Source organism: Acinetobacter sp. SK-43 (genome assembly GCF_015351505.1).
Lineage (GTDB): Bacteria > Pseudomonadota > Gammaproteobacteria > Pseudomonadales > Moraxellaceae > Acinetobacter > Acinetobacter junii.
This window is the reverse complement of sequence record NZ_JADKPY010000001.1, coordinates 76,867-95,160: the sequence shown is the minus strand read 5'-3', so window position 1 is coordinate 95,160 and position 18,294 is coordinate 76,867. Positions and strand designations below refer to the sequence as shown.

At 31.6% G+C, this 18,294-nt stretch carries 23 protein-coding genes; 15 read left to right on the top strand and 8 right to left on the bottom strand.

The annotated features are described in order from the left end of the window. Position 1 precedes the first annotated feature (1 nt). A complete protein-coding gene (locus IRT38_RS00520; protein WP_194596737.1) occupies positions 2–394 on the top strand; it encodes a hypothetical protein in 393 nt (130 codons plus the stop codon). Here IRT38_RS00520 and IRT38_RS00515 read toward each other — a convergent pair. Next, a complete protein-coding gene (locus tag IRT38_RS00515; RefSeq protein WP_194596736.1) occupies positions 391–1,347 on the bottom strand; it encodes a hypothetical protein in 957 nt (318 codons plus the stop codon). The genes IRT38_RS00520 and IRT38_RS00515 overlap by 4 nt on opposite strands. A gap of 702 nt (positions 1,348–2,049) precedes the next feature. Further along, entirely contained in the window at positions 2,050–3,636 is a 1,587-nt protein-coding gene (locus IRT38_RS00510) for a hypothetical protein (protein WP_194596735.1), read from the bottom strand. Positions 3,637–3,770: 134 nt separating this feature from the next. On the opposite strand from IRT38_RS00510, the gene IRT38_RS00505 reads away from it, so the two are divergent. Continuing rightward, on the top strand, positions 3,771–4,580 hold the full coding sequence (locus IRT38_RS00505) for a hypothetical protein (protein WP_194596734.1): 810 nt from the start codon (positions 3,771–3,773) through the stop codon (positions 4,578–4,580). A 110-nt stretch (positions 4,581–4,690) separates the two neighbouring features. Then, positions 4,691–4,924, top strand: coding sequence for a hypothetical protein (locus IRT38_RS00500; RefSeq protein WP_194596733.1), 234 nt, complete (start codon positions 4,691–4,693; stop codon positions 4,922–4,924). 13 nt (positions 4,925–4,937) lie between these two features. Here IRT38_RS00500 and IRT38_RS00495 read toward each other — a convergent pair whose 3' ends face one another. Next, positions 4,938–5,753, bottom strand: coding sequence for a hypothetical protein (locus tag IRT38_RS00495; RefSeq protein ID WP_194596732.1), 816 nt, complete (start codon positions 5,751–5,753; stop codon positions 4,938–4,940). Between the two features lie 166 nt (positions 5,754–5,919). On the opposite strand from IRT38_RS00495, the gene IRT38_RS00490 reads away from it, so the two are divergent. The 7 genes from IRT38_RS00490 (at position 5,920) to IRT38_RS00460 (ending at position 9,714) form a co-directional block, all read left to right on the top strand. Beyond that, positions 5,920–6,252 (top strand): hypothetical protein, encoded by a 333-nt coding sequence (locus tag IRT38_RS00490; RefSeq protein ID WP_194596731.1) that lies wholly within the window; start codon positions 5,920–5,922, stop codon positions 6,250–6,252. An 8-nt stretch (positions 6,253–6,260) separates the two neighbouring features. Then, positions 6,261–6,572, top strand: a complete 312-nt coding sequence (locus IRT38_RS00485) for a hypothetical protein (RefSeq protein ID WP_194596730.1) — start codon at positions 6,261–6,263, stop codon at positions 6,570–6,572. 126 nt (positions 6,573–6,698) lie between these two features. Further along, complete coding sequence (locus IRT38_RS00480; protein WP_194596729.1) at positions 6,699–7,406, top strand: thermonuclease family protein; 708 nt, start codon at positions 6,699–6,701, stop codon at positions 7,404–7,406. A gap of 8 nt (positions 7,407–7,414) precedes the next feature. After that, entirely contained in the window at positions 7,415–7,819 is a 405-nt protein-coding gene (locus IRT38_RS00475) for a hypothetical protein (RefSeq protein WP_194596728.1), read from the top strand. 69 nt (positions 7,820–7,888) lie between these two features. After that, the gene (locus tag IRT38_RS00470; protein WP_194596727.1) at positions 7,889–8,677 is read left to right on the top strand and encodes a hypothetical protein; all 789 of its coding nucleotides are present in this window, start codon (positions 7,889–7,891) and stop codon (positions 8,675–8,677) included. Positions 8,678–8,706: 29 nt separating this feature from the next. Next, positions 8,707–9,093 carry a hypothetical protein gene (locus IRT38_RS00465; RefSeq protein WP_194596726.1) on the top strand — a complete coding sequence of 129 codons (387 nt, stop codon included), beginning with the start codon at positions 8,707–8,709 and terminating at the stop codon, positions 9,091–9,093. After that, entirely contained in the window at positions 9,094–9,714 is a 621-nt protein-coding gene (locus tag IRT38_RS00460; protein WP_194596725.1) for a type I-F CRISPR-associated endoribonuclease Cas6/Csy4, read from the top strand. Between the two features lie 65 nt (positions 9,715–9,779). On the opposite strand, the gene IRT38_RS00455 is transcribed toward IRT38_RS00460, so the two are convergent. Next, entirely contained in the window at positions 9,780–10,388 is a 609-nt protein-coding gene (locus IRT38_RS00455) for a hypothetical protein (RefSeq protein ID WP_194596724.1), read from the bottom strand. A gap of 524 nt (positions 10,389–10,912) precedes the next feature. Further along, positions 10,913–11,212, bottom strand: a complete 300-nt coding sequence (locus IRT38_RS17665; protein ID WP_227592125.1) for a protein-disulfide reductase DsbD N-terminal domain-containing protein — start codon at positions 11,210–11,212, stop codon at positions 10,913–10,915. Positions 11,213–11,403: 191 nt separating this feature from the next. Between IRT38_RS17665 and IRT38_RS00445 the strand changes: the two genes are divergently transcribed. Then, entirely contained in the window at positions 11,404–12,828 is a 1,425-nt protein-coding gene (locus IRT38_RS00445) for a DUF4116 domain-containing protein (RefSeq protein ID WP_194596722.1), read from the top strand. A gap of 206 nt (positions 12,829–13,034) precedes the next feature. On the opposite strand, the gene IRT38_RS00440 is transcribed toward IRT38_RS00445, so the two are convergent. The 3 genes from IRT38_RS00440 to IRT38_RS00430 all read right to left on the bottom strand — a co-directional run bounded on the left by IRT38_RS00440 (position 13,035) and on the right by IRT38_RS00430 (position 14,642). Continuing rightward, positions 13,035–13,586 carry a hypothetical protein gene (locus IRT38_RS00440; protein WP_194596721.1) on the bottom strand — a complete coding sequence of 184 codons (552 nt, stop codon included), beginning with the start codon at positions 13,584–13,586 and terminating at the stop codon, positions 13,035–13,037. A gap of 263 nt (positions 13,587–13,849) precedes the next feature. Next, positions 13,850–14,044, bottom strand: coding sequence for a hypothetical protein (locus tag IRT38_RS00435; RefSeq protein WP_194596720.1), 195 nt, complete (start codon positions 14,042–14,044; stop codon positions 13,850–13,852). A gap of 241 nt (positions 14,045–14,285) precedes the next feature. Next, the gene (locus IRT38_RS00430; protein ID WP_194596719.1) at positions 14,286–14,642 is read right to left on the bottom strand and encodes a hypothetical protein; all 357 of its coding nucleotides are present in this window, start codon (positions 14,640–14,642) and stop codon (positions 14,286–14,288) included. Positions 14,643–14,986: 344 nt separating this feature from the next. Here IRT38_RS00430 and IRT38_RS00425 point away from each other — a divergent pair, with 344 nt between their 5' ends. Genes IRT38_RS00425 through IRT38_RS00410 form a run of 4 tightly spaced genes read left to right on the top strand, consistent with a single transcriptional unit; the run spans position 14,987 to position 18,197 of the window. Next, on the top strand, positions 14,987–15,772 hold the full coding sequence (locus IRT38_RS00425) for a hypothetical protein (protein WP_194596718.1): 786 nt from the start codon (positions 14,987–14,989) through the stop codon (positions 15,770–15,772). Between the two features lie 7 nt (positions 15,773–15,779). Continuing rightward, entirely contained in the window at positions 15,780–16,418 is a 639-nt protein-coding gene (locus IRT38_RS00420; RefSeq protein WP_194596717.1) for a hypothetical protein, read from the top strand. 1 nt (position 16,419) lies between these two features. Continuing rightward, positions 16,420–16,770, top strand: coding sequence for a hypothetical protein (locus IRT38_RS00415; protein WP_194596716.1), 351 nt, complete (start codon positions 16,420–16,422; stop codon positions 16,768–16,770). Further along, positions 16,767–18,197, top strand: a complete 1,431-nt coding sequence (locus IRT38_RS00410) for a hypothetical protein (protein ID WP_194596715.1) — start codon at positions 16,767–16,769, stop codon at positions 18,195–18,197. The genes IRT38_RS00415 and IRT38_RS00410 overlap by 4 nt, the downstream gene beginning before the upstream one ends. Positions 18,198–18,294 lie beyond the last annotated feature (97 nt).

Genomic DNA, 18,294 nt, shown 5'->3' with positions numbered 1-18,294 from the left:
AATGTCAAATAGAAGAAAAGATATATTTCCAGATGATTACTTACTATATAGTAAAGATCAAAGATTAAAAATTAAGGAAAAAAACAATGATTTATTACTCTATTATATTCGCTTAGCATTAGAGGCAGAACCTATGCTAAGCAGCTTAAAATGTAAGGCAAAAGGAGTAGAAAATTTTTTAAATACAGCCGGAGTGAAAGTCTTATGTGTTGATTCGTATATTGACAATAGTTCTGGAATAAGTATTTGCGATTGTTCCACAAAGAAAGAATTAGTATTCATTAAAACAAATAGTGTACTTATTAACAAACTTTATGATCTTTATTACTCAGGTAAATTCTCAGCTTTGGGTGGACCTGCGGCTGAGAACATACAAAATACTTTCACATTTTAGAAAACAGAATCAGGACTATGAGGGAATGCCCAATCAGCTTTTTGGACAACCCTAGATTCATTATAAAGAGGAATCGTGAATACAGGTGAAACGTAGGCAACGGGTTTGTCTAGTGTGAGTATTTGAATCTGAAAACGACCTGACGGCGTTTTAAATAATTCCAGTGTTTGCTTAGCCGGTATATAAAAATACCGAATAACCATTGGTTCTGTTGACTCAGTAAATTGAACGATAAGTTTTCCAAATACAGCAGTAGGATGCGGATTCTGTATAACTATCGATCCTTGACCATCAGTAGTTTGGGGAAGGGTGGGTATTAGTCCGGCTTCGATTGGAAACACACTGCCATCAGGGGCATGAATTAAATTTGCTTTCTTGAATAAGTTTGGATCAGGGTATAGCACATTATTTCTAATCTCCGTTGCTTTAGCAATGAGGTTGATTTGTTGAGGAGGAGACTTAGGTTGTTCTTCTGTTGGTTTTTTTTCAGCTTGAGTCGTTTGCTCTTGGTTATTGGTGGTATCTTTACTTTTTGAAAAATTTAAAAAATAAAATGCAATTAAGCAAGCAAAGAGGCTGTAAAAGATAAACTTAGGTGCAGAGTTAGTACCTTTTCCTTTGATTCCAATTGTTTTTTTTCGGCTTAGTTCTCTTTCTTCATTTATTGCTTCAATATTAGCTTCGTCATGAGGGGATAGATTCTCTGCTACACGAATATTTTGGTTTTTTGTATTCTTTAACCGAAGGTCCTCATCCACCATATTTTTAGTGTTCTGATTGGTCAAAACGTCATAGGCACTATGAATACTCGAATATAGTTCGGCTTGTTTTTTTGAGAATTTCTCAATCCCATCAAACTCACGCACTCTAATTGCAAAAGCCTTCTCGACTTCTTCAACGGTCGAGAAGTCTTCAATTTGTAAAACTTCGTAAGGATTTAATGGTTTAGACATTGGGTTGCCTTTGATTAGATTTTTAATAATAAATATTAAATTAATATTTTATAAATATAAAGACAAAAAAAGGGCTGCATCGATAATACAGCCCTTTTTACTCCATCCTTTATAGAAAGGGGTTGTGACTACGACAACAAACGGAGTTCACCAAAACATTGGCTAAATAATTATATTATTTTAATAACATTTATACAAATAGATATTTATAATGTTATTATTCAGATAATGTTTTATTGGGGGCTGATTGTGAAAAATTTCCTTTTAAGAACTAGGGACTTAAAGTTCATATCATTACTTTTATCCTTAATTTTTTCAATATGCTTCGCAAGCATCCTAATTTTATCAGATTCTTTGAAGCTTACGACTTGGTTGGGTTGGTTGTTGGGAATAGGTGTGGTAGGCATTATGCATCTTCACATTAAATCTTTTTTTTCAGTAGAAGTTTCTGACTTAGGTTTTTACTATTCGCGACTGTATGGGATGTATTTTGCATTCATCTGTACCAGTTTGGTATTTATAATTATATTATCCTTCAATACAAAACATTTAAGTTCATTAAGTGGTTTTATCATGCTATGTGTGGTTTTTTGCTCGGGTTTTTTTAATTTTTTACGTGACAACTTTGCAGACCAACAACGAAAGCACTTATTAGCTAAAGACTTAATCGAAAAAAATAATAAAAAGAATAACAACTAATTATTATTCTTTTTTCATTTTATTGGAGTTGGGAGGGCTAGGAATAGCACCCCCTAGATCGCTAAGATCAATTTGAATATCAATACTTTGACCAGAAGCTGTTTGCAGATCAAAATTTTCGAGTATTTGTTCTTCCGACTTATCATTTTCCGGAAAATCTTCTAAGCTAGTTGGAAAATCACTATCAAAATCAATCACAGGTTCAGAAACAGTATTCAGAGTTAGCGCATCAAAATTTGACAGGGGATCAATGGCTTCCTCAATAAGAATATCTTCGTTATCTTGAATCTCCTCATAGCCTACGGCAAAATTATCTTCATTAGTCGCCGGCTCCTCAGAGTCTACACCAAGAGTATCACCAGAAATATTAAGACCGACATCATTCATTGCTATATTGGAAGTCTTATTATCTGAATCTACAATCAATTCTATAATTGGTTCGTTAATAGGAACCGGAGAATTTTCCTGATTACTTATTATAGGGCTAGTAACTTCTTCATTAAATTGTTTAGGGTCGTTGGTCCCTAACTTTTCTAATAAACTAGATGGTGTACCTTCATTCAATACATCATTATTACCCTTTTCATTCGTCTCAGCGAAAACTAAGCTTCCTTGATTTTCGTTATTGGGTGTTTCAGCTCGTTTCTTTTTCCGCTTTCGGTTTTTTTCAACTTTTATAGTTTCAGTTTCTACTAAAGGCTCAGATAAGTTTTCTTCAAATAATTCAATAGTGCTACATGTATCATTAGCCGTATTTAAAATATTGTTGATAGAATTTTTTGAGGTTTTTAAGTCATTTGTTTTGTTAATAAAAGAGTCATCAATTTCGAGTTTGTTTCTAAGAGAGGTTAAGCCCTCCAACATATAGTCAATGCTTCTAATGAAAGTGTGAGTAAGAAAATTAGCTTTTGGTTGATGATCTGGTGCAAGAACATAAACAAGGTCAGTAATAGCATTTAAATCAAAGACCTTTAAGTCCACACCGCTATTTCTGATATGAATCTCTGTATTTTCATTAGTGCAACCACAAGTTACTAACAACCTAATTGTTGCTTGGGACGTACTTTCACGAAAGCTGCTAGCAATTGTATTGATATGTTCTTCGGTTAGATTTTTAATTTGGCTTAAAACCCGAATCTCTACTAAGCTTGCCTCATGCCTTGCAAGAAGATATTGGTCTAATGGGTTTTCACTATCATCGGTTTCGACTTTAACTTGCCTCACCGACTGGAATCCATAGGCTTTAAACAAAGTTGTAATATAAGTTGTGAAGTCATCCTCAGCGAGCTTATGTAGTTTAGATAGGGAATCTGCAAGATGATCAAATTTGCTCTTTTTATCTGTTCTCTTAGGAATTCTGGTAAATAAATATATAGCAAAAACAACAACATCAACAAGGTAAATTATTTGAAATTGATCATAAATTTGGATCACTTTATAGAGAAGTAGTGCTAAGATAGACTGAGCAATTAACGTCCAAAATGAAAATGCTTTCAGTATTTTTTCTGGTTTAGAGATAAAGATACTTATAGCAATTGTTAAAAAAAAGACGGCAAGATAGTTGAGGATTAATATTTCAAGCTTAGCCATGGTTGCTTATCATCACAATGAACATTAAATGCATTTAACATTTTATCAAATTATTGTTAATTTGATAAAAGTATGTTTTTAAAACTTATTATTTATAATATCATAATGATAATCTAATATTATGATTAATTGTTATGAACAACACCATAAAAATTCTGCTTTCGAGTTTATCTTACGATAATCTGAAAATTGCGACTTTACTAATCGCATCCGGTACTTTTGTAATGTTGAAACTCTTTGGGTTAGCTCCATTGTCTCCCTTTGTGATTCTTCCCTTTGATGATGTTTTGGGATCAAATTCAAATATCTTTTTTACTTATTTTTTAGATTTTAGTGGTGTCTTAAGTTCCATACTTCTTGTTGGAATTATTGTATTTTTTATCATGTTCCAATTAGTTATGATGAGTTCATACATGAATGACCAGAGTAAAAAATGGTTGATCTTGGTACTTATAGCAGGTTTGGGGTTCTATGGGTGGGTTTCAACAATCAATCCGGTTATTGAGAAATTTGAGAATCGTTTCTTAACAAGTTTTAAAGTAGGGAGTATGGTTTATTCTAACAAATACGTAGAAGCCTATGGAATTGTTGCTGCTGAAAAGATTAATCCCCTTGAAAAAGCTTATCTCAATGTTCAAATTTCTGCTGATCAATTCAAACAAATTCCAAACCGTGACAATGAAATGTTATTAAAAGCTGATACCACTCAGCTTGATAGCGTCATCAAACAAAATGATAGTAATATTGGTCAAACGGACGCGAATGTATTATATAAAATATATAACCTATCTAACAGCAAGGATGAACTGCCGGAGCTTAAAGCTGTAGCTGAAAAAATTGATCAAAAGGTGGTTTTGTACAGCGTTCTAGCAGCTTTATTATATCTTTCAGCACTTTATAACATCTATATATATAGAGCGAAAATGGGTATGACTAATAAATAAAGTATTCCATATATGCGGTATATTTGATATTGTATTATCGATGTTGTGCTTTAAAGATAAAATTTAAATCGGTGTAAATGTTATAAAACTAATCAATTTAGGGAGTTCAAATGAGTATTATTAATGATGATTTTACTATGAAGTTGATTGGAGCTTTTGCATTATTTTTCTTGGGATTTGGAGGTGGTGGTTTACTAAGTTTTATTATTGCCTTAGGTGTCGCCGCTATGGGCTTACAGATAGACGTAAGTAAAACGGTGTATTTAGGAGCAGTAATTGGACTTTGTTCAACACTTTGCATTGTACTATATGCTGTTTATACTAATTTTAAAGCACGAGTCTAAAATGATTCATGCTTTATTTATAAAGTGAATATATGGAAATTTCAGTAGCTTTGTTCTTTATTGATGTGTTATTTGGATAAAATGTAAAAACTCTATCATAGGCATACTTATTGTCTTGAAAAACAACGAATTCTTTTGAACGATAAGTTTTTTTATTAGCTAGGTTTACCCATACGATTCGATAGTAACCCGATTGCACTTTTGCAAATGAGAATTCATCACCGGCTTTTAAATATATGCCTGTTAAAAGTTCATTAAGGTCTATCTTACTTTGGTCATTAAATGGCTTTATTAGGTAAAGAAACACAGCTAAATTTGAATGTCCAAGTTTATTACTTATTGAAATATTTAATTTTCCTTTACTGTTTAATGTTGGATAACCAGTAAGTAGTCCAGTTTTATTCGGGAAATCAAACCCATTCGGGGCTTTCTTTAAGATATTTGAGATAGATACCTTGGTTTTAACGGCTTCGTTAGAATTTATTTGGGCATGTTCTTTCAAATTACTTGCTTGGTTCTGCTCATTAAACTTACTTAAAAAAGGATTCGTAATTTCATTGTCTTGAATAACACTTAAATCATTATAATACTCATAGAATTGAGATTCTTGTTTTGATTCCGTAGAGGAAGTACTTAACTCAGTCTCCGTTAATGAAGGAGTTGAAGTTTGCTGTTCGTTTCTTTTAGGTGGCAAAGAGTGGTTATCACGATTGGTAGGTGGGGTCCATGCATGTTCAATTTTTGCTTTAAGAGAAAGAAAGGAAAAAATAATAATAATTAGCAAAATTAAAACGAAAAGAATAATTATATTTCCCTGATTTTTTTTCATTAATTGATCCAAATAATAAAACATTAGCTCAATATTTTATTTTGAAAATTTATTTCTTTCAATGTCGATTTAAACACTTATTTTATTGTTAAAAAAATAAAAAAGTATTGCTTAAATGCGGTATATGTTTTACCATTAAAAAAATCTTGTTTATGGCGTAGGTATAATGACTAAGCAAAATCACCAAGGTCCAGTTGGCGACCCAGAGTTCAAAGCTAATTGGAGTGGACATATATCTCAAGATTTGACAAAACCAATAAATGCGCTTCGAAATGATATATTTGAAAAAGCTAAAGAAGCTAAGGACCCTACATGGCGAGATTTTATTGGGGATGCATTGTTGTATTTGTTTGAAAACACTGATGCATCGGAGATGTTAGAGCTTTTAGCCAAGAATAAATACTTGGATCAAAGAGGATACAAAGATTCGGCAAAAGTGTTAGGTGTTGATCCGGTAACTGCGAAAGCAAATTATCAAAAATTAGCTTTGAAAAAGTAGGTAGTAGAATGACTTTAACTCTAAATCTTGAAGGCTTAATAAATGAAGATCAACCAGAGACTCACACTCGTCATAGGACTTCGCGTAAAGCAATTGCATTAAACTTCTCAAATACAAATAAACCACAGGCTACAAGCTTGGTCTATTGGCAAAAGCATAAACTGGCAACGCCACTAATTTGGTATTTGTTTGATTCATTGGCAAATCAAGTCGATCCTGAAAACCCTGAAAAATTTCTTACAGTTCAGGAAGTCATAAAAAACAATACACCAGAGGAATATGCAAAGAAACTTTTGGACCATTTAAGAAGTCGCAAATAATTGTAACTTTAAGGGCTAAAAAAGCCCTTTTTTATTACATTTTCTTAATGTTTATTATTAAAATAAAAAACATTTTTTTAACTTTAAATTTAATATAAAATAAATATTATTTTTTTGGCTTTTTTTATGAAAATAAATCTAACTCTTATACCATTAACATTTTTATGCATCGCACAAGCTCATGCTGATTTTAAGGGTAATGTAGTTGCTGTAAGAGATGGTGGAAGTGTAATCGTTAACACCAATGGTCAAGACATCCTTGTTAAATTGAATTCGATTGTCACGCCATATCCAAATCAAAATCTCTATAGCCAATCACGTTTGGTCTATGAACGTATTTTTTTAGGCAGAACTGTTAATGTAGTCACGAATAATAATCCAAATAATGGCTGTGTACATGGTGAGCTGCTAAGTGATGGTGTTAACCTTAACGAAGCATTGTTGTTAACGGGGTATGCATGGTTATTTAATAAGAACAACGCGCCTGCTAGATATAGGCTTATTCAAGAAAATAATGAAAAAATCAAGACTGGATTGTTTAATCCTGATCATCATTTCCAGTTCAATTCCATAAGTTTGACACCAAGTTACTTTTTTAAAGAATGCTTGGCTTCAAGTGCGAAAGTTCCAATCTCTGAACAATATGAATTTGTTGCTGAGAGAGATAAGTATGGATTTGGTTATAGTTTACGCTCGATTGTATTGGGTGTTGCTTTAGGTGTGTTGTTGCTATTCAGTTTATTCTATATTGATAATTTGGGAATTGACTTGGATTTATCGAGACACTTTAAGTATTTTAATCGTAAAAAGAAAGATGCAGACGAATTTAAGTAGGGTATAACATGTACAATTTTGGAATGAGTAATGCCAAATTTTTTAAAGTTCTAAGTGGCATAGCAATTATTCTTATTACATTTGCTATATCTTGTACTACTGAGTTCAAGACAAGTTTTGCACAAAATTTAGTAAAGACAACAGGAGCCGTATATGTCTGTTTAGGCATAATATATACTTTTATTTTACTATATAGATTTTCGCGAAAGAAAAACCTAATACTGACATTGAAGGAAGTACTGTTAACAGTTGTTTTTATTACAGGTGTATACAACTTAGCTTTGCTGACAGACAATGTTCTTACGGTAACTAATCGTGATTTGGAAGCAATGCCTTCTAATGTAATTACTTATTCAATAATAGTAATATTCTTAATATTTCAGAAGATTGCTTTCACAGAAAATAAATTTTAAATAGGGTTGGAGTGTTGCATTTTTGCGGTATATATTGTAAATTCACCAATCTAAAATGAAGGTAGAAATATGTTTAGTTTTAAAGAGAATGGATTTGACATATCAATTGGTTTTAATAATAAATTAAGCATTAATCGAGTCTCAGATAATATCGATATATCTATATCTGGGGAAAAATATTTACTTTCAGATTTAAATCCTATATTCAAAAGTGAATCAATTTCAAATATTAGTGATGAAATATATATTGGATCATTTTTATTGAATAATGGTATTAGTATTTCAGGAGAGAATTCGATTGAACTACAAAAAGCTTATTTATTATGGGAATCTAATCAACTTAACCGTTCAAATATAACTTTTATTTTGCCAAAAAACAGGGATGATAAAAAAAGTGGTATTCCTTTATTTCACCCTTACTTTTTTGCTGTTGTAAATAAATTGGCAAGAACATCCAGTGGTTTAGATTTAGTTGGATTCGGTAAATACTTTGATCAAAATGAAATCAATTTTATTCATCAATACTGTACCTTTCATCCGGCATTAAGGCAGTTTTTAACATTAAAACTTCATTTATCAAATTCAAATCGAATAGTAGTTCAGTGCAGAATCATTGAATTGATATTGGAAAGCGCAATCGCACATGTAGTAGGTTATAGAGATAAAATAAGATTTAATAATCTATACTTATCACATAATATACCTACAAATAATGATGAAATAGATTTTTTTATAACAAAGTTTTTGATGGAATATGATCACGTTCTTGATTCAAGTTGTATATGGAAAGAGGAATTTGATTTCTTTAAAGGTGTAGGCTCTGGCGGTCATCTTGATATTTTAAATTTACCTTTTTAGAAATTAATTAAACTGAGCTAGTTGTAAAAATGGAAAAAATAAATTTACTATCAAATTTTCTTGTTCAAACATTAAATACTGAGGAAATCAATTATTTGATTTCTGAACTTACACATATCTCAAATAAACAATTTGTGGTTGTATCTGATAACAATAATTCAACTAATTGTGAAGGGTTGAAAAAGCCTTTCACTTTATTATCTTTAACAAAACGGGAAGTAGATTATAAGAGAATAAAGATTAAGTTATTGGTTCAAAAGCCTAAAACTGTTGAGAAATTAAAAAACTCAATTAATCAAATATCTAAAAGTGATGGTGGATTTTCTGATGAAATGATCAATTTAATAATAAATGAATTAGTTGTTGAGAATATTATTAATCTTTCGTCCGGAAACGAAATTATATGGAGGAAGTAAATGGCACTTTATGGATATTATTTTGAGCTTGTTCCTTTGCAACCAAAGCTTAAAGTAAATGAATTAATGACTCAACTTAAGATTCAAGATGCCTTTAGGAGAGCAATTTCAGTCGCTATAAATACACTGCATCACATCTCAGTAAAGAAAAGCATAAGTGGTTATGCAATAGCTATTATTGAGACAAATTTTGATTGTGATCCCTCTAACTCAGTTTCAGTTCAATCTAAGATAAGAGTCTATACAAAAAAGAAAACTTCTCTGGAGCATCTCCGTTCAGTTCTTCAAGATGTTAGATTTTTTAAGGATATATATAGTTTAAGCGAAATTAACGAGGTTCCAGTAAGCACAAATAGCTATTCAGCATATATTCGTGTAAGAATTCCTACTAAGAAAAAACAATTGAAATCATACGAGGTAAAGAGGTCTCTACTAGAGTCATTGCCCGACTGTAACTACATTTATTTGATGCCTAGTTCAAGTATCCATGGAAGTAAAAAATTGATACGATATTATTATAAAGTTACCTCAATGGATTTTTTAAAAATTGCACAGTACAGTAAACCTGATGGTTATGGATTTTCACGCACAACTAGATTATGTGCAGTTGCTAATATTTAACTCTGATTACGTCTTGAAGTATGTAAAAAACTTCATCTAACTTGTACTTGAAGTAAGTTGTTTGATTATTTTTCTTTCGGAATCCCTTTTGTGCATTTTATCTGTTTCATAAAAGGGTATATCTGATGATAGTTTAGCTTATTTAAGACTAAGGTTTTCTTGGCTACTTTCATTAGTAAACTTTTATTTTCTTTTAAAAAGCGGTCAATAATTTCAATTTGTTCACCATATAGCTCTGTTTCAATCAATTTGTTATTATTAAAATCCGTGGTGGATATTGGTTGACTTATGTATCTTCCATCAAAATTTATTAAATATATTGTTGCTAGTTCACGCCATTGCTGAAAATCTGATTCAGACCCATGACTATGAGCATTAAAGATTAAAAGCTCACCTCTAATTCCTGAAATTGATAGCATCATTCGCCAAATTAAAAATTCTTTTGTATTATGTATCGGTACTCTTGCGATAACTATTCCTTCTGCATCTTGGCTAATTTTTTTTGCTTTACTAAATAAAAATATATTTATATCTTTAGGTAATGTTTTAAAGTATGTATAGAATAATAAGTGTGATGCTTCATGTACTGCAATATTTAATTTTTGATTATAGTTCGAATAAGAATCTTTATTTTTTTTGATTATTAGTTTTTGGTAAAAAACGAAGTTTCGCATATTAAGGTAGTTTATATAAGATAATACGGATAAAATAATGATTTCGATTATAATGTTGTAAAAGAGAGACCCATTTTTTAAGTAAATTTCCTGAAAGAAATTCGTTTGTATGAAATAAATCTGTATTGCTGAGAATAATATAATTGTCTTTAGCAAAGGTGGAATTTTGCTTTTTTTAAACATATAATTTATGAATACTAATACTATTGCACTTAATGTTAAAGTTAATGCCAAGTCTACTGAAAAATATAATTTATTCTTAACTAAAAAGTAAATTGTTAATAGAACAAAAAAATAGCTCAATAAAGTTTCATTTAGTACTATTAGCGGAGCATACCAGTTTGAAAGCAGACCTTGATAACTTAATCTTTTCTTTAATATATGTCCAATAGTGAGCCAACTGCCAACGACTAAAATTAGCCAGAAATTTGATGGGAATATAAATGTAAAGAGGTAGAAACTTATATACTTAATTATGATGAATCCAATTAAGACTTCTATGATCCTACCTAAAAGGAGATGCATCATTTAATTGATGTAAGTGTTACTTGCTGTGGTGGATAACATAGACCTTCGGCACTACACCCTTGAAATCTTATGGTAAGAGGCGGCTTTACGTCTGACGCAATCTTGAGCTGAACCTTATCTAAATAAACAGAGTAAGTTCCAAATTGGGGGAAATTCTTTTGGAGCGATTTGTTCATGAATTTAAACTCTACATCCTTTTTTTGCTTTTGTAATAGAATTTTATTTTGGTACAGATAGTACCCCTCAGCAATGTTGATAGTAATAATATTACCACTTAAAACAGGCTTGAAAGCCATATTAGGGGGTAGGTATTCTTTTGCGTTAACAAGCGAGCATCCAGCCACAAGGACCGCTACAACGCATGTTTTTCTAAATAATATTTTCAAAACATTAGCTCATTTTTAATAAAACATTTCTTTTATTATATGTTGAATATTAAAATTTTGTATAATTAAACCTGTATATTATTGTGATTTTGGTACTCCTTATGGATTTATCTTACAAAGAACTTTTTAAGAAAATAAAAGATATTGAACATGAGATCATCGCAGACATCCAAAGTGGGCAGTGCTTGATCAAGGACATACCTGAATTGTTTGTTTCCCAACGTGTTGCAATGCATATCATTGTTGCGCAAGATGGGTGTTTATCTAACATTCCATTCTCAAAGTTAGATAACTTATCTTGTTTAGCAGCTTGCCAATTGTTAAGTACAAATTTGCTGACTATTCCTCAGGAGCGAATGCCTTGGGTTAGTTCTCAAATCAATGAACCGATGTTGAGTAAGCTCGATGAAGAAAATAAAACTCAATTGATTTGTGAAAAGTTTGTAATTCTAGATCATAGAAACATCATCTACTTACCTCAAACACTTAAGAGTGATCGTGCTTTCATAAAAAAATTATGTGTATGTAATCCCAAAATATTAAGAATTCTATTAAGGGATCAAGAGGATCATGAACTATGTTTACTTGCCATGGAGTCTCCACATTTTACCTTGGCATGTATACCAGAAATATGGCGTACGGCATCGATCTGTATTACGGCATTGCAAAGAAATTATAGAGAAATATTTAGTTTCCCAACTAAATTTATCGATCTTAAAATAATAAAAGAAGCTATTCAGAAATGTGAAAAAGAAGAAGTGCAAGCCATACTGGATTTATTGCCAGTTAAAGAATTTGATGTCGATCTAGTAATAATGAGTGTGCGCAAAGATGAATCTTCCTTTAGCAAAGTACCGTACGAAAAAATCACAAAAGAAATGATTTTTGAGATAGCACCATTTCTTAATAAGTACGAAACTTTACACCATGTGCCGGAGGATTTGTTTAACGCAAACCTTAGCCATCGACTGATCAATTGTAATCCAATGATGTTGTATGGAATTCCATCTAAGTTTAGAACTAAAGATTTATGTACAGATGCAGTAGCTCGCTGCGGAATGGCATTGGGGGCGGTACCTAATCATTTGAAGAATGATGAATTATATAAAGTTGCGGTTTCTAATGACGGATTATCCCTTAAATATGTACCTACACCTTATCGAGATAATGAAATACCATCATTAGCTATTGCACAAAATGGTGAAGCGATTTCATACGTGCCAGAAGATGTTATTGATGAGGTCCTATGTAGGAATGCTATTTTGCAAAATCCTCATGCAATTTATGGTATACCCAAAAAACTGCATTGCAATGAATTCTTTCTTATTGCCATAAAACAAATCCCTGATGTCTTAAAGTTGGTACCAACTGATATGCGTACAGTTGAACAATGTCTGATAGCTTTGGAGCAAGACAAAACTCTTTATAATTTTGTACCAGTTCAATTGCGGGAAAATCCTAGAATATTAAAACTAGCATCAAAATTAGGTTTGGTTGAAACAATAGAAGAAACGGACTGGATGTAAGACGGGGATTTTTAGGTTCAAAAATAAAATATAATCACCATACATAATTTTGTAACATACAATTTTATGTATGGTATTTCACATAAAAAATAATTTTTAAATTCTGGTGCTTGATTGTAACTAAGCATAATTTTTTTTATCGCCCACACAAACTAGCCGGCAAAAAAAAAGCCAATTAGAAAATTCTAAAAGGCTTTTATTATTAATTAATAAGTGTTTTTAGCACTTATTTCGTATGTTAGATAAGATTCAGCTAATTTCAAAACAGAATTAATCTTAACCAAACCTAATCCACGTTTGTGAACAAGATTGGAGGTTTCGCGATCAGTTCTGAATTTAACCCAATCAACAAGAAGATTATATTCTGCTTGAGTTAATCCGCTATCTTGAAACTTAGGAAGTGCAGCAGTTTGACGTACTTTGACATCAAACTCCTTATTATAAGCAAATAGACTTTGCGTATATACTTCGTTTCCGTCTCGAGAAAGGCGAATCGTATTGATTGGCGCACGTTTATCAACAGAAGGATTCTGAGTAACTGTACATGCTGCACAGGTTTTCATTTTTCCTCTGAACTGCATTGCAAAATATACAGCATTTAAGTCCTTATAAACTTGTAGGTTATTGTTGTGATCTGGGCAAGAACTATGCTCATTAACAACAAAAACATTCTTCATTTTAGGGAAGTGAATACCGCCATTAATTAGATTAATGATTGATTGCGTATTGACAGTTTTGGTAGCGTTTAACTTTTGCATGAGAAGAACTCCGTTGGCGTACGGATAACGGAAGAAAGCATTGAGCGATCATCAGCTATCCATACATAAAAAATTATAGTAAGGATAGAATCTGATAAGAATCACAAAAAAATTGATTTCCTCATTTGTAATATTAATTCAACTTTTATTATTAGGCAAATATTTCAAACATCAGGCTGTTTAAAAAAAGAAAAAGCCAAATAGAAGAATTCTAAGTGGCTTTTATGGTAGTTATACAGCGATGTTTAGTCGTTGTATCAAAATTATAGGTCAATGATAGAATAACCACCATTGCGCAATAATTTTAGAATCTTAAGGTGATGCTTGGCATCCCTTTTCTTAGCTAGTTCTGCTTCTTCAAGAGATGTAAACTGATTTCTCTTAGAGACAGGAATATTGTCATAGTCACGGCAAATAAATTTTGCGATGTCTGATTCAGAAAGTAAGAAAAAAAGCATATTGAACTCCGTTGGCGTACGGATAACGGAAGAAACGCTTGAGCGATCATCAGCTATCCGAACTTTAAATTAAAAAATGTAAGGATAGAATCTGATGAGAATAGAAAGGTATTCTTCAATGTTTATATTAATAGAAGTTTAAATATTAGGCAAATGTTTGTTTTAAGTGTAAAAAAAGCCAAATAGAAAAATTCTAAGTGGCTAATTTTATTAAATATTAATAATGCGGATAAGGCATTGTTTAATAACGATATGTTAAGTACATATCAACTTTTTCCAAATGATGTAGTGCAGCAGTGATTCTTACTGTTGAGTAAGAAAAACAATCTCTAGGTGCATTTGTGCGCCAGTTGACGTAATCATTTAAAAACTCCCTTTCTTCTGGTCGTGAAAAACCATTGATATAGTCTTTCAAGGGTTTAGCTTGTTCAGGAGCTATATAGCAGAAGAAAACATCTTCTAGCTTAAGGTTTAGATCAGTATGCATTAAAGCATTCAAACCTTGTTCCCCAAGTATCGGTAAATCAAATTCATTAAGAGCTAAAGTGTTTTTAATCTTAGTGAAATTGATAGATGTAGTTTGAGCTGAATTAGACATTTTAAGACTCCGTTGGCGTACGGATAACGGAAGAATGCATTTGCAATCATCAGCTATCCATACAAAAAATTTTTGTAAGGAAAGAAACTGATGAAAAACAACTTAATATGAGTATTCTTCAAAATTAATTTTAGTCTAATATTAATTTTTAGACAACGTAGAGTTGACAATTTTTTTGGCGATTTTCTCACAAATCTCAATGTGTATCTATGTGGTATGCCAGATCGAGTTGTGAATTTTATTATTAATATTATTAATTATTTATTAATAAAATAATCAAATAATACTTTAATAATAAATTTTAATTTATTATAATAAATTAAATCAATATGCATTATATTATTATGAATATTTATGAGGCAGTTTTAGAAATTAACAGTAAAATCCCAAATGTGGAGAAGATGATTGGCTTGTGGAAAGTTGAGCAAGCTATTGATAATAATAAATCTTTCATCGTTCCTAGTTTCATTTTTTATTCCTACTATGAAAAATATATAAATAAAATTGATGATAGTTTACTCGGGCTACCGTATAAAAATTTAGACTTCATCCATTCATTATTTGTTTGGTCCATGAATCCTCGCATAGTTGTTGTGTCTGAGTCTGTCATGGACTTTATCTATCAAACAAGTCTTTTAGACTATATAAGTCCAGAATTACTTTTCGCTTTTCCCTCACAAGCAATTCTGGTTAATCAGAAGTTTGGCAATTATGATGGAATTCTATTTTGTAAGGACTGTTTAGATGAGGGGATAGCTAATCAGTATTCACTCAATATTTCACTATTTTCTAATGATGGGCGGTATTCAAAATATTTCTCTATTCCACTACCGACCGTAGAGAAGTTCAATCCATTTCAGGACTTAAAGGCAATCCCTGATTGGGGCAATATTGCCTTTGTATTTTATGTTCTTCTGTATGTTCTAAGCGAATTTTTGCATAAGCAGGATGTTATTACTCAGAATGGTACCGATTATCTAGGTTTCAGATTCGAGGAAAAGATAGAGCAACATAAATTTAAAGAAGGGAAATGGCGTAAAGCTCATTGGCATACTTATAAAGAAAAACTTCCCAATGGGCGAGAACGCAAGTTGATTAAATGGATACAGCCAATTTGGATGAATGATTGAGAGCCTTATGAAAGAAAAGACAAAGAAGATAGTGATAGTGAGTACTGTTGGTATTCCAGTGATTATATTTACAGTCTTTTGCGGCTATAAAATATATCTTACTGGCAAACCTTTAAAAGATACTACGTCTATAAACACTCAAAATTTAAAACGACCGGTTAGTGAAAGCGATCGGGTATGGGGAGCCATACCTTCAAGTGCTTGTGCAGCATTAGCTAATGCAAATGTCGTAACAACCCCTTATACGCTCTTAGATGCTGAAAAAAACTTATACGGTTGTAGTACATCGGAAATAGAAATCCCAAATCAAAAAAGCAAGAAAACCCTTCAATATTCCGTGACGGGTTTTAATGATAAAGCTACGAATATTAAATTAGTAATGCAGATCGTAGGAAGTCAAGTCACTGAGGAGGCTGTAGTAGCAAAGAAAAGTTGGGCTATCTACTCCGCAGTACTTGCTCAAACTGTTTTTTCGCAACAATTATCAGAAGATGAAATGCAGAAAATGGTCCAATTGAAGAATGGAGAGAATTTCAAGAAAAATTACAATTTTCAGCTTATATCCGATGCAAAATTTGAACAGAAGAAGAATGTAGGGGTCTATACTTACGAGATTCGCGGTTTGCCGGTACTAAATGGAGAATAATATGATTTTGAATTATAAAAAAATTTTATTTATTTCGCTTGGATTTATCTGTTGTGTTTGTCAAGCCCAAGTTAATAATGAAGCTCCTTACTATAGTGAATCTGAAAAAAATAAGAGCATACTCAAGATGCGTGAATTAGCAAGTAAGTCACAGACGGAGATTATTAACTCATCTAGTAATTATAATAAGGCAATGTTCGATGCAGTACAAAAAGGGTATGGCGGATATTCAGATATAAATGTAGAATTCGATGATAAACATACGGGTCTTTCTAGTGCTGAAAAGAAATCTATTGAAAATACTAGACGTAATGTTGAAATAATGAAAGAGCAATTGAAAGGGTTAAAATGAGCTTATTAGATCAATTCTTAGAGCGATTAGAAATTCAAGAAAGTATTAGTTTTTCCAATTCTAATGAAGTGGCTTTATTTGATTTGTGGAAAATTCAAATTTCTCAAAATAAGTGTTTGACTATTCAAGAGAAAAATGCATTTGGAGTCTGGGAGGAGGTTGAACTCAGTAATTGCCACATCCCATTATTTATCGAATCTGGACGTGTTGTATTTGATACGAGACATTCTTCTAATTTTGAGGAGATGCTTGATCATGAACACAATTTATTAAAGTGGAAAACATATTTCACAGAAGCCATATTTAAAAAATTAACGACTTCTTATGATTATTTGAACTATCGTAGAACTAAAATTACCAATAATAAAATACTGAATTTTATAAATAATAAATTGGTTTCATTAAATTTAGAAAAATTTGCTTGTCTTGTTTCAATGCTTCACTCATTCTTCCAAGATAAATTATTTTCGTTAAAGCCGTTGTCAGAAGTATTCCCGTATGTGCCGGATAAAATAAGAATCAGTACACTTTTAAATTTAACGATCCATTCAGAAGCCATTAAAATTTATAATAAATTTTTACCTAATCATTTGGCTATGGCAAAATTTATCCATATCTCGCCAGAACTGTTGAAAGTTATAGAGACAAGCAATTTTTTGTCTAAATCGTCCTTCGCTAAATTGATATTATCAAATATTGATGATCAAGCCCGATTCGATAACAGCGACATTGCGTTTTTTATAAGTTGTGATCATTTAACACTACAGCAATTATCGCAGGATAAAAAAACCTTCATTCCATGGCTCCAGTTCTTTTCGAAGGTTGCACGTAATTGCAAATTTCATGATATTCATCTGCTATTCAAGGAGTTCATGAAAATTGGTCTCAAAGGTTGTATTAAGAATCGTAAGTATGTAGAAGCAATTTTCAGCTTTTTCCAGTCTAAAAGCTTTCAAAACAATACATCTGATTTGAGTTATGCGATTGGGTATAGCTTGATCTTTAACAGCATGAATTGGAATTGTTCTTATTCCGGTAATGTGGACCGTTATATCAATAATTTGGATTGCGGGATCGATGATATTAGGAAATTGGATGTATTTCGTGCATTTATGCGATTTGAAAATGAGGCTAATTATCTCAAGGCAGGATATTCTTATGGATCGCTTTCTAAAGATTTCGTAAAAGAGTTGTTGATAAATTGCCATATCCTTGTTGGACTTGACTGTAATGATACGATGTTTAGTGACATCGGTTTTGTACTCCAAAGAGTTGGTGACAGTTATGTTTTAATAGGTTCGGATAACCAGCCCGACCGATCTTTTTATCATACAATTATTGTAGGTAATGAAGTAGATTTATCGATGACTAAATGCGCGGATTACGAAGGTTATTTCGATGAAGTACTACGTTCTTATGCTTACTAATACAAATTAGCTTTAAGGGAAATCTAAGTATTAGAAATCGCTTAAAGCTTTTTTAAAGTTTAAAATAATCTAAGTCGTAAATTTCTGAACAATAAAA

Coding starts and splice junctions, on each gene's coding strand:
- IRT38_RS00520 (WP_194596737.1), top strand. CDS start 2: ATGTCAAATAGAAGAAAAGATATATTTCCAGATGATTACTTACTATAT.
- IRT38_RS00515 (WP_194596736.1), bottom strand. CDS start 1,347: ATGTCTAAACCATTAAATCCTTACGAAGTTTTACAAATTGAAGACTTC.
- IRT38_RS00510 (WP_194596735.1), bottom strand. CDS start 3,636: ATGGCTAAGCTTGAAATATTAATCCTCAACTATCTTGCCGTCTTTTTT.
- IRT38_RS00505 (WP_194596734.1), top strand. CDS start 3,771: ATGAACAACACCATAAAAATTCTGCTTTCGAGTTTATCTTACGATAAT.
- IRT38_RS00500 (WP_194596733.1), top strand. CDS start 4,691: ATGAGTATTATTAATGATGATTTTACTATGAAGTTGATTGGAGCTTTT.
- IRT38_RS00495 (WP_194596732.1), bottom strand. CDS start 5,753: ATGAAAAAAAATCAGGGAAATATAATTATTCTTTTCGTTTTAATTTTG.
- IRT38_RS00490 (WP_194596731.1), top strand. CDS start 5,920: ATGACTAAGCAAAATCACCAAGGTCCAGTTGGCGACCCAGAGTTCAAA.
- IRT38_RS00485 (WP_194596730.1), top strand. CDS start 6,261: ATGACTTTAACTCTAAATCTTGAAGGCTTAATAAATGAAGATCAACCA.
- IRT38_RS00480 (WP_194596729.1), top strand. CDS start 6,699: ATGAAAATAAATCTAACTCTTATACCATTAACATTTTTATGCATCGCA.
- IRT38_RS00475 (WP_194596728.1), top strand. CDS start 7,415: ATGTACAATTTTGGAATGAGTAATGCCAAATTTTTTAAAGTTCTAAGT.
- IRT38_RS00470 (WP_194596727.1), top strand. CDS start 7,889: ATGTTTAGTTTTAAAGAGAATGGATTTGACATATCAATTGGTTTTAAT.
- IRT38_RS00465 (WP_194596726.1), top strand. CDS start 8,707: ATGGAAAAAATAAATTTACTATCAAATTTTCTTGTTCAAACATTAAAT.
- IRT38_RS00460 (WP_194596725.1), top strand. CDS start 9,094: ATGGCACTTTATGGATATTATTTTGAGCTTGTTCCTTTGCAACCAAAG.
- IRT38_RS00455 (WP_194596724.1), bottom strand. CDS start 10,388: ATGCGAAACTTCGTTTTTTACCAAAAACTAATAATCAAAAAAAATAAA.
- IRT38_RS17665 (WP_227592125.1), bottom strand. CDS start 11,212: ATGGCTTTCAAGCCTGTTTTAAGTGGTAATATTATTACTATCAACATT.
- IRT38_RS00445 (WP_194596722.1), top strand. CDS start 11,404: ATGGATTTATCTTACAAAGAACTTTTTAAGAAAATAAAAGATATTGAA.
- IRT38_RS00440 (WP_194596721.1), bottom strand. CDS start 13,586: ATGCAAAAGTTAAACGCTACCAAAACTGTCAATACGCAATCAATCATT.
- IRT38_RS00435 (WP_194596720.1), bottom strand. CDS start 14,044: ATGCTTTTTTTCTTACTTTCTGAATCAGACATCGCAAAATTTATTTGC.
- IRT38_RS00430 (WP_194596719.1), bottom strand. CDS start 14,642: ATGTCTAATTCAGCTCAAACTACATCTATCAATTTCACTAAGATTAAA.
- IRT38_RS00425 (WP_194596718.1), top strand. CDS start 14,987: ATGAATATTTATGAGGCAGTTTTAGAAATTAACAGTAAAATCCCAAAT.
- IRT38_RS00420 (WP_194596717.1), top strand. CDS start 15,780: ATGAAAGAAAAGACAAAGAAGATAGTGATAGTGAGTACTGTTGGTATT.
- IRT38_RS00415 (WP_194596716.1), top strand. CDS start 16,420: ATGATTTTGAATTATAAAAAAATTTTATTTATTTCGCTTGGATTTATC.
- IRT38_RS00410 (WP_194596715.1), top strand. CDS start 16,767: ATGAGCTTATTAGATCAATTCTTAGAGCGATTAGAAATTCAAGAAAGT.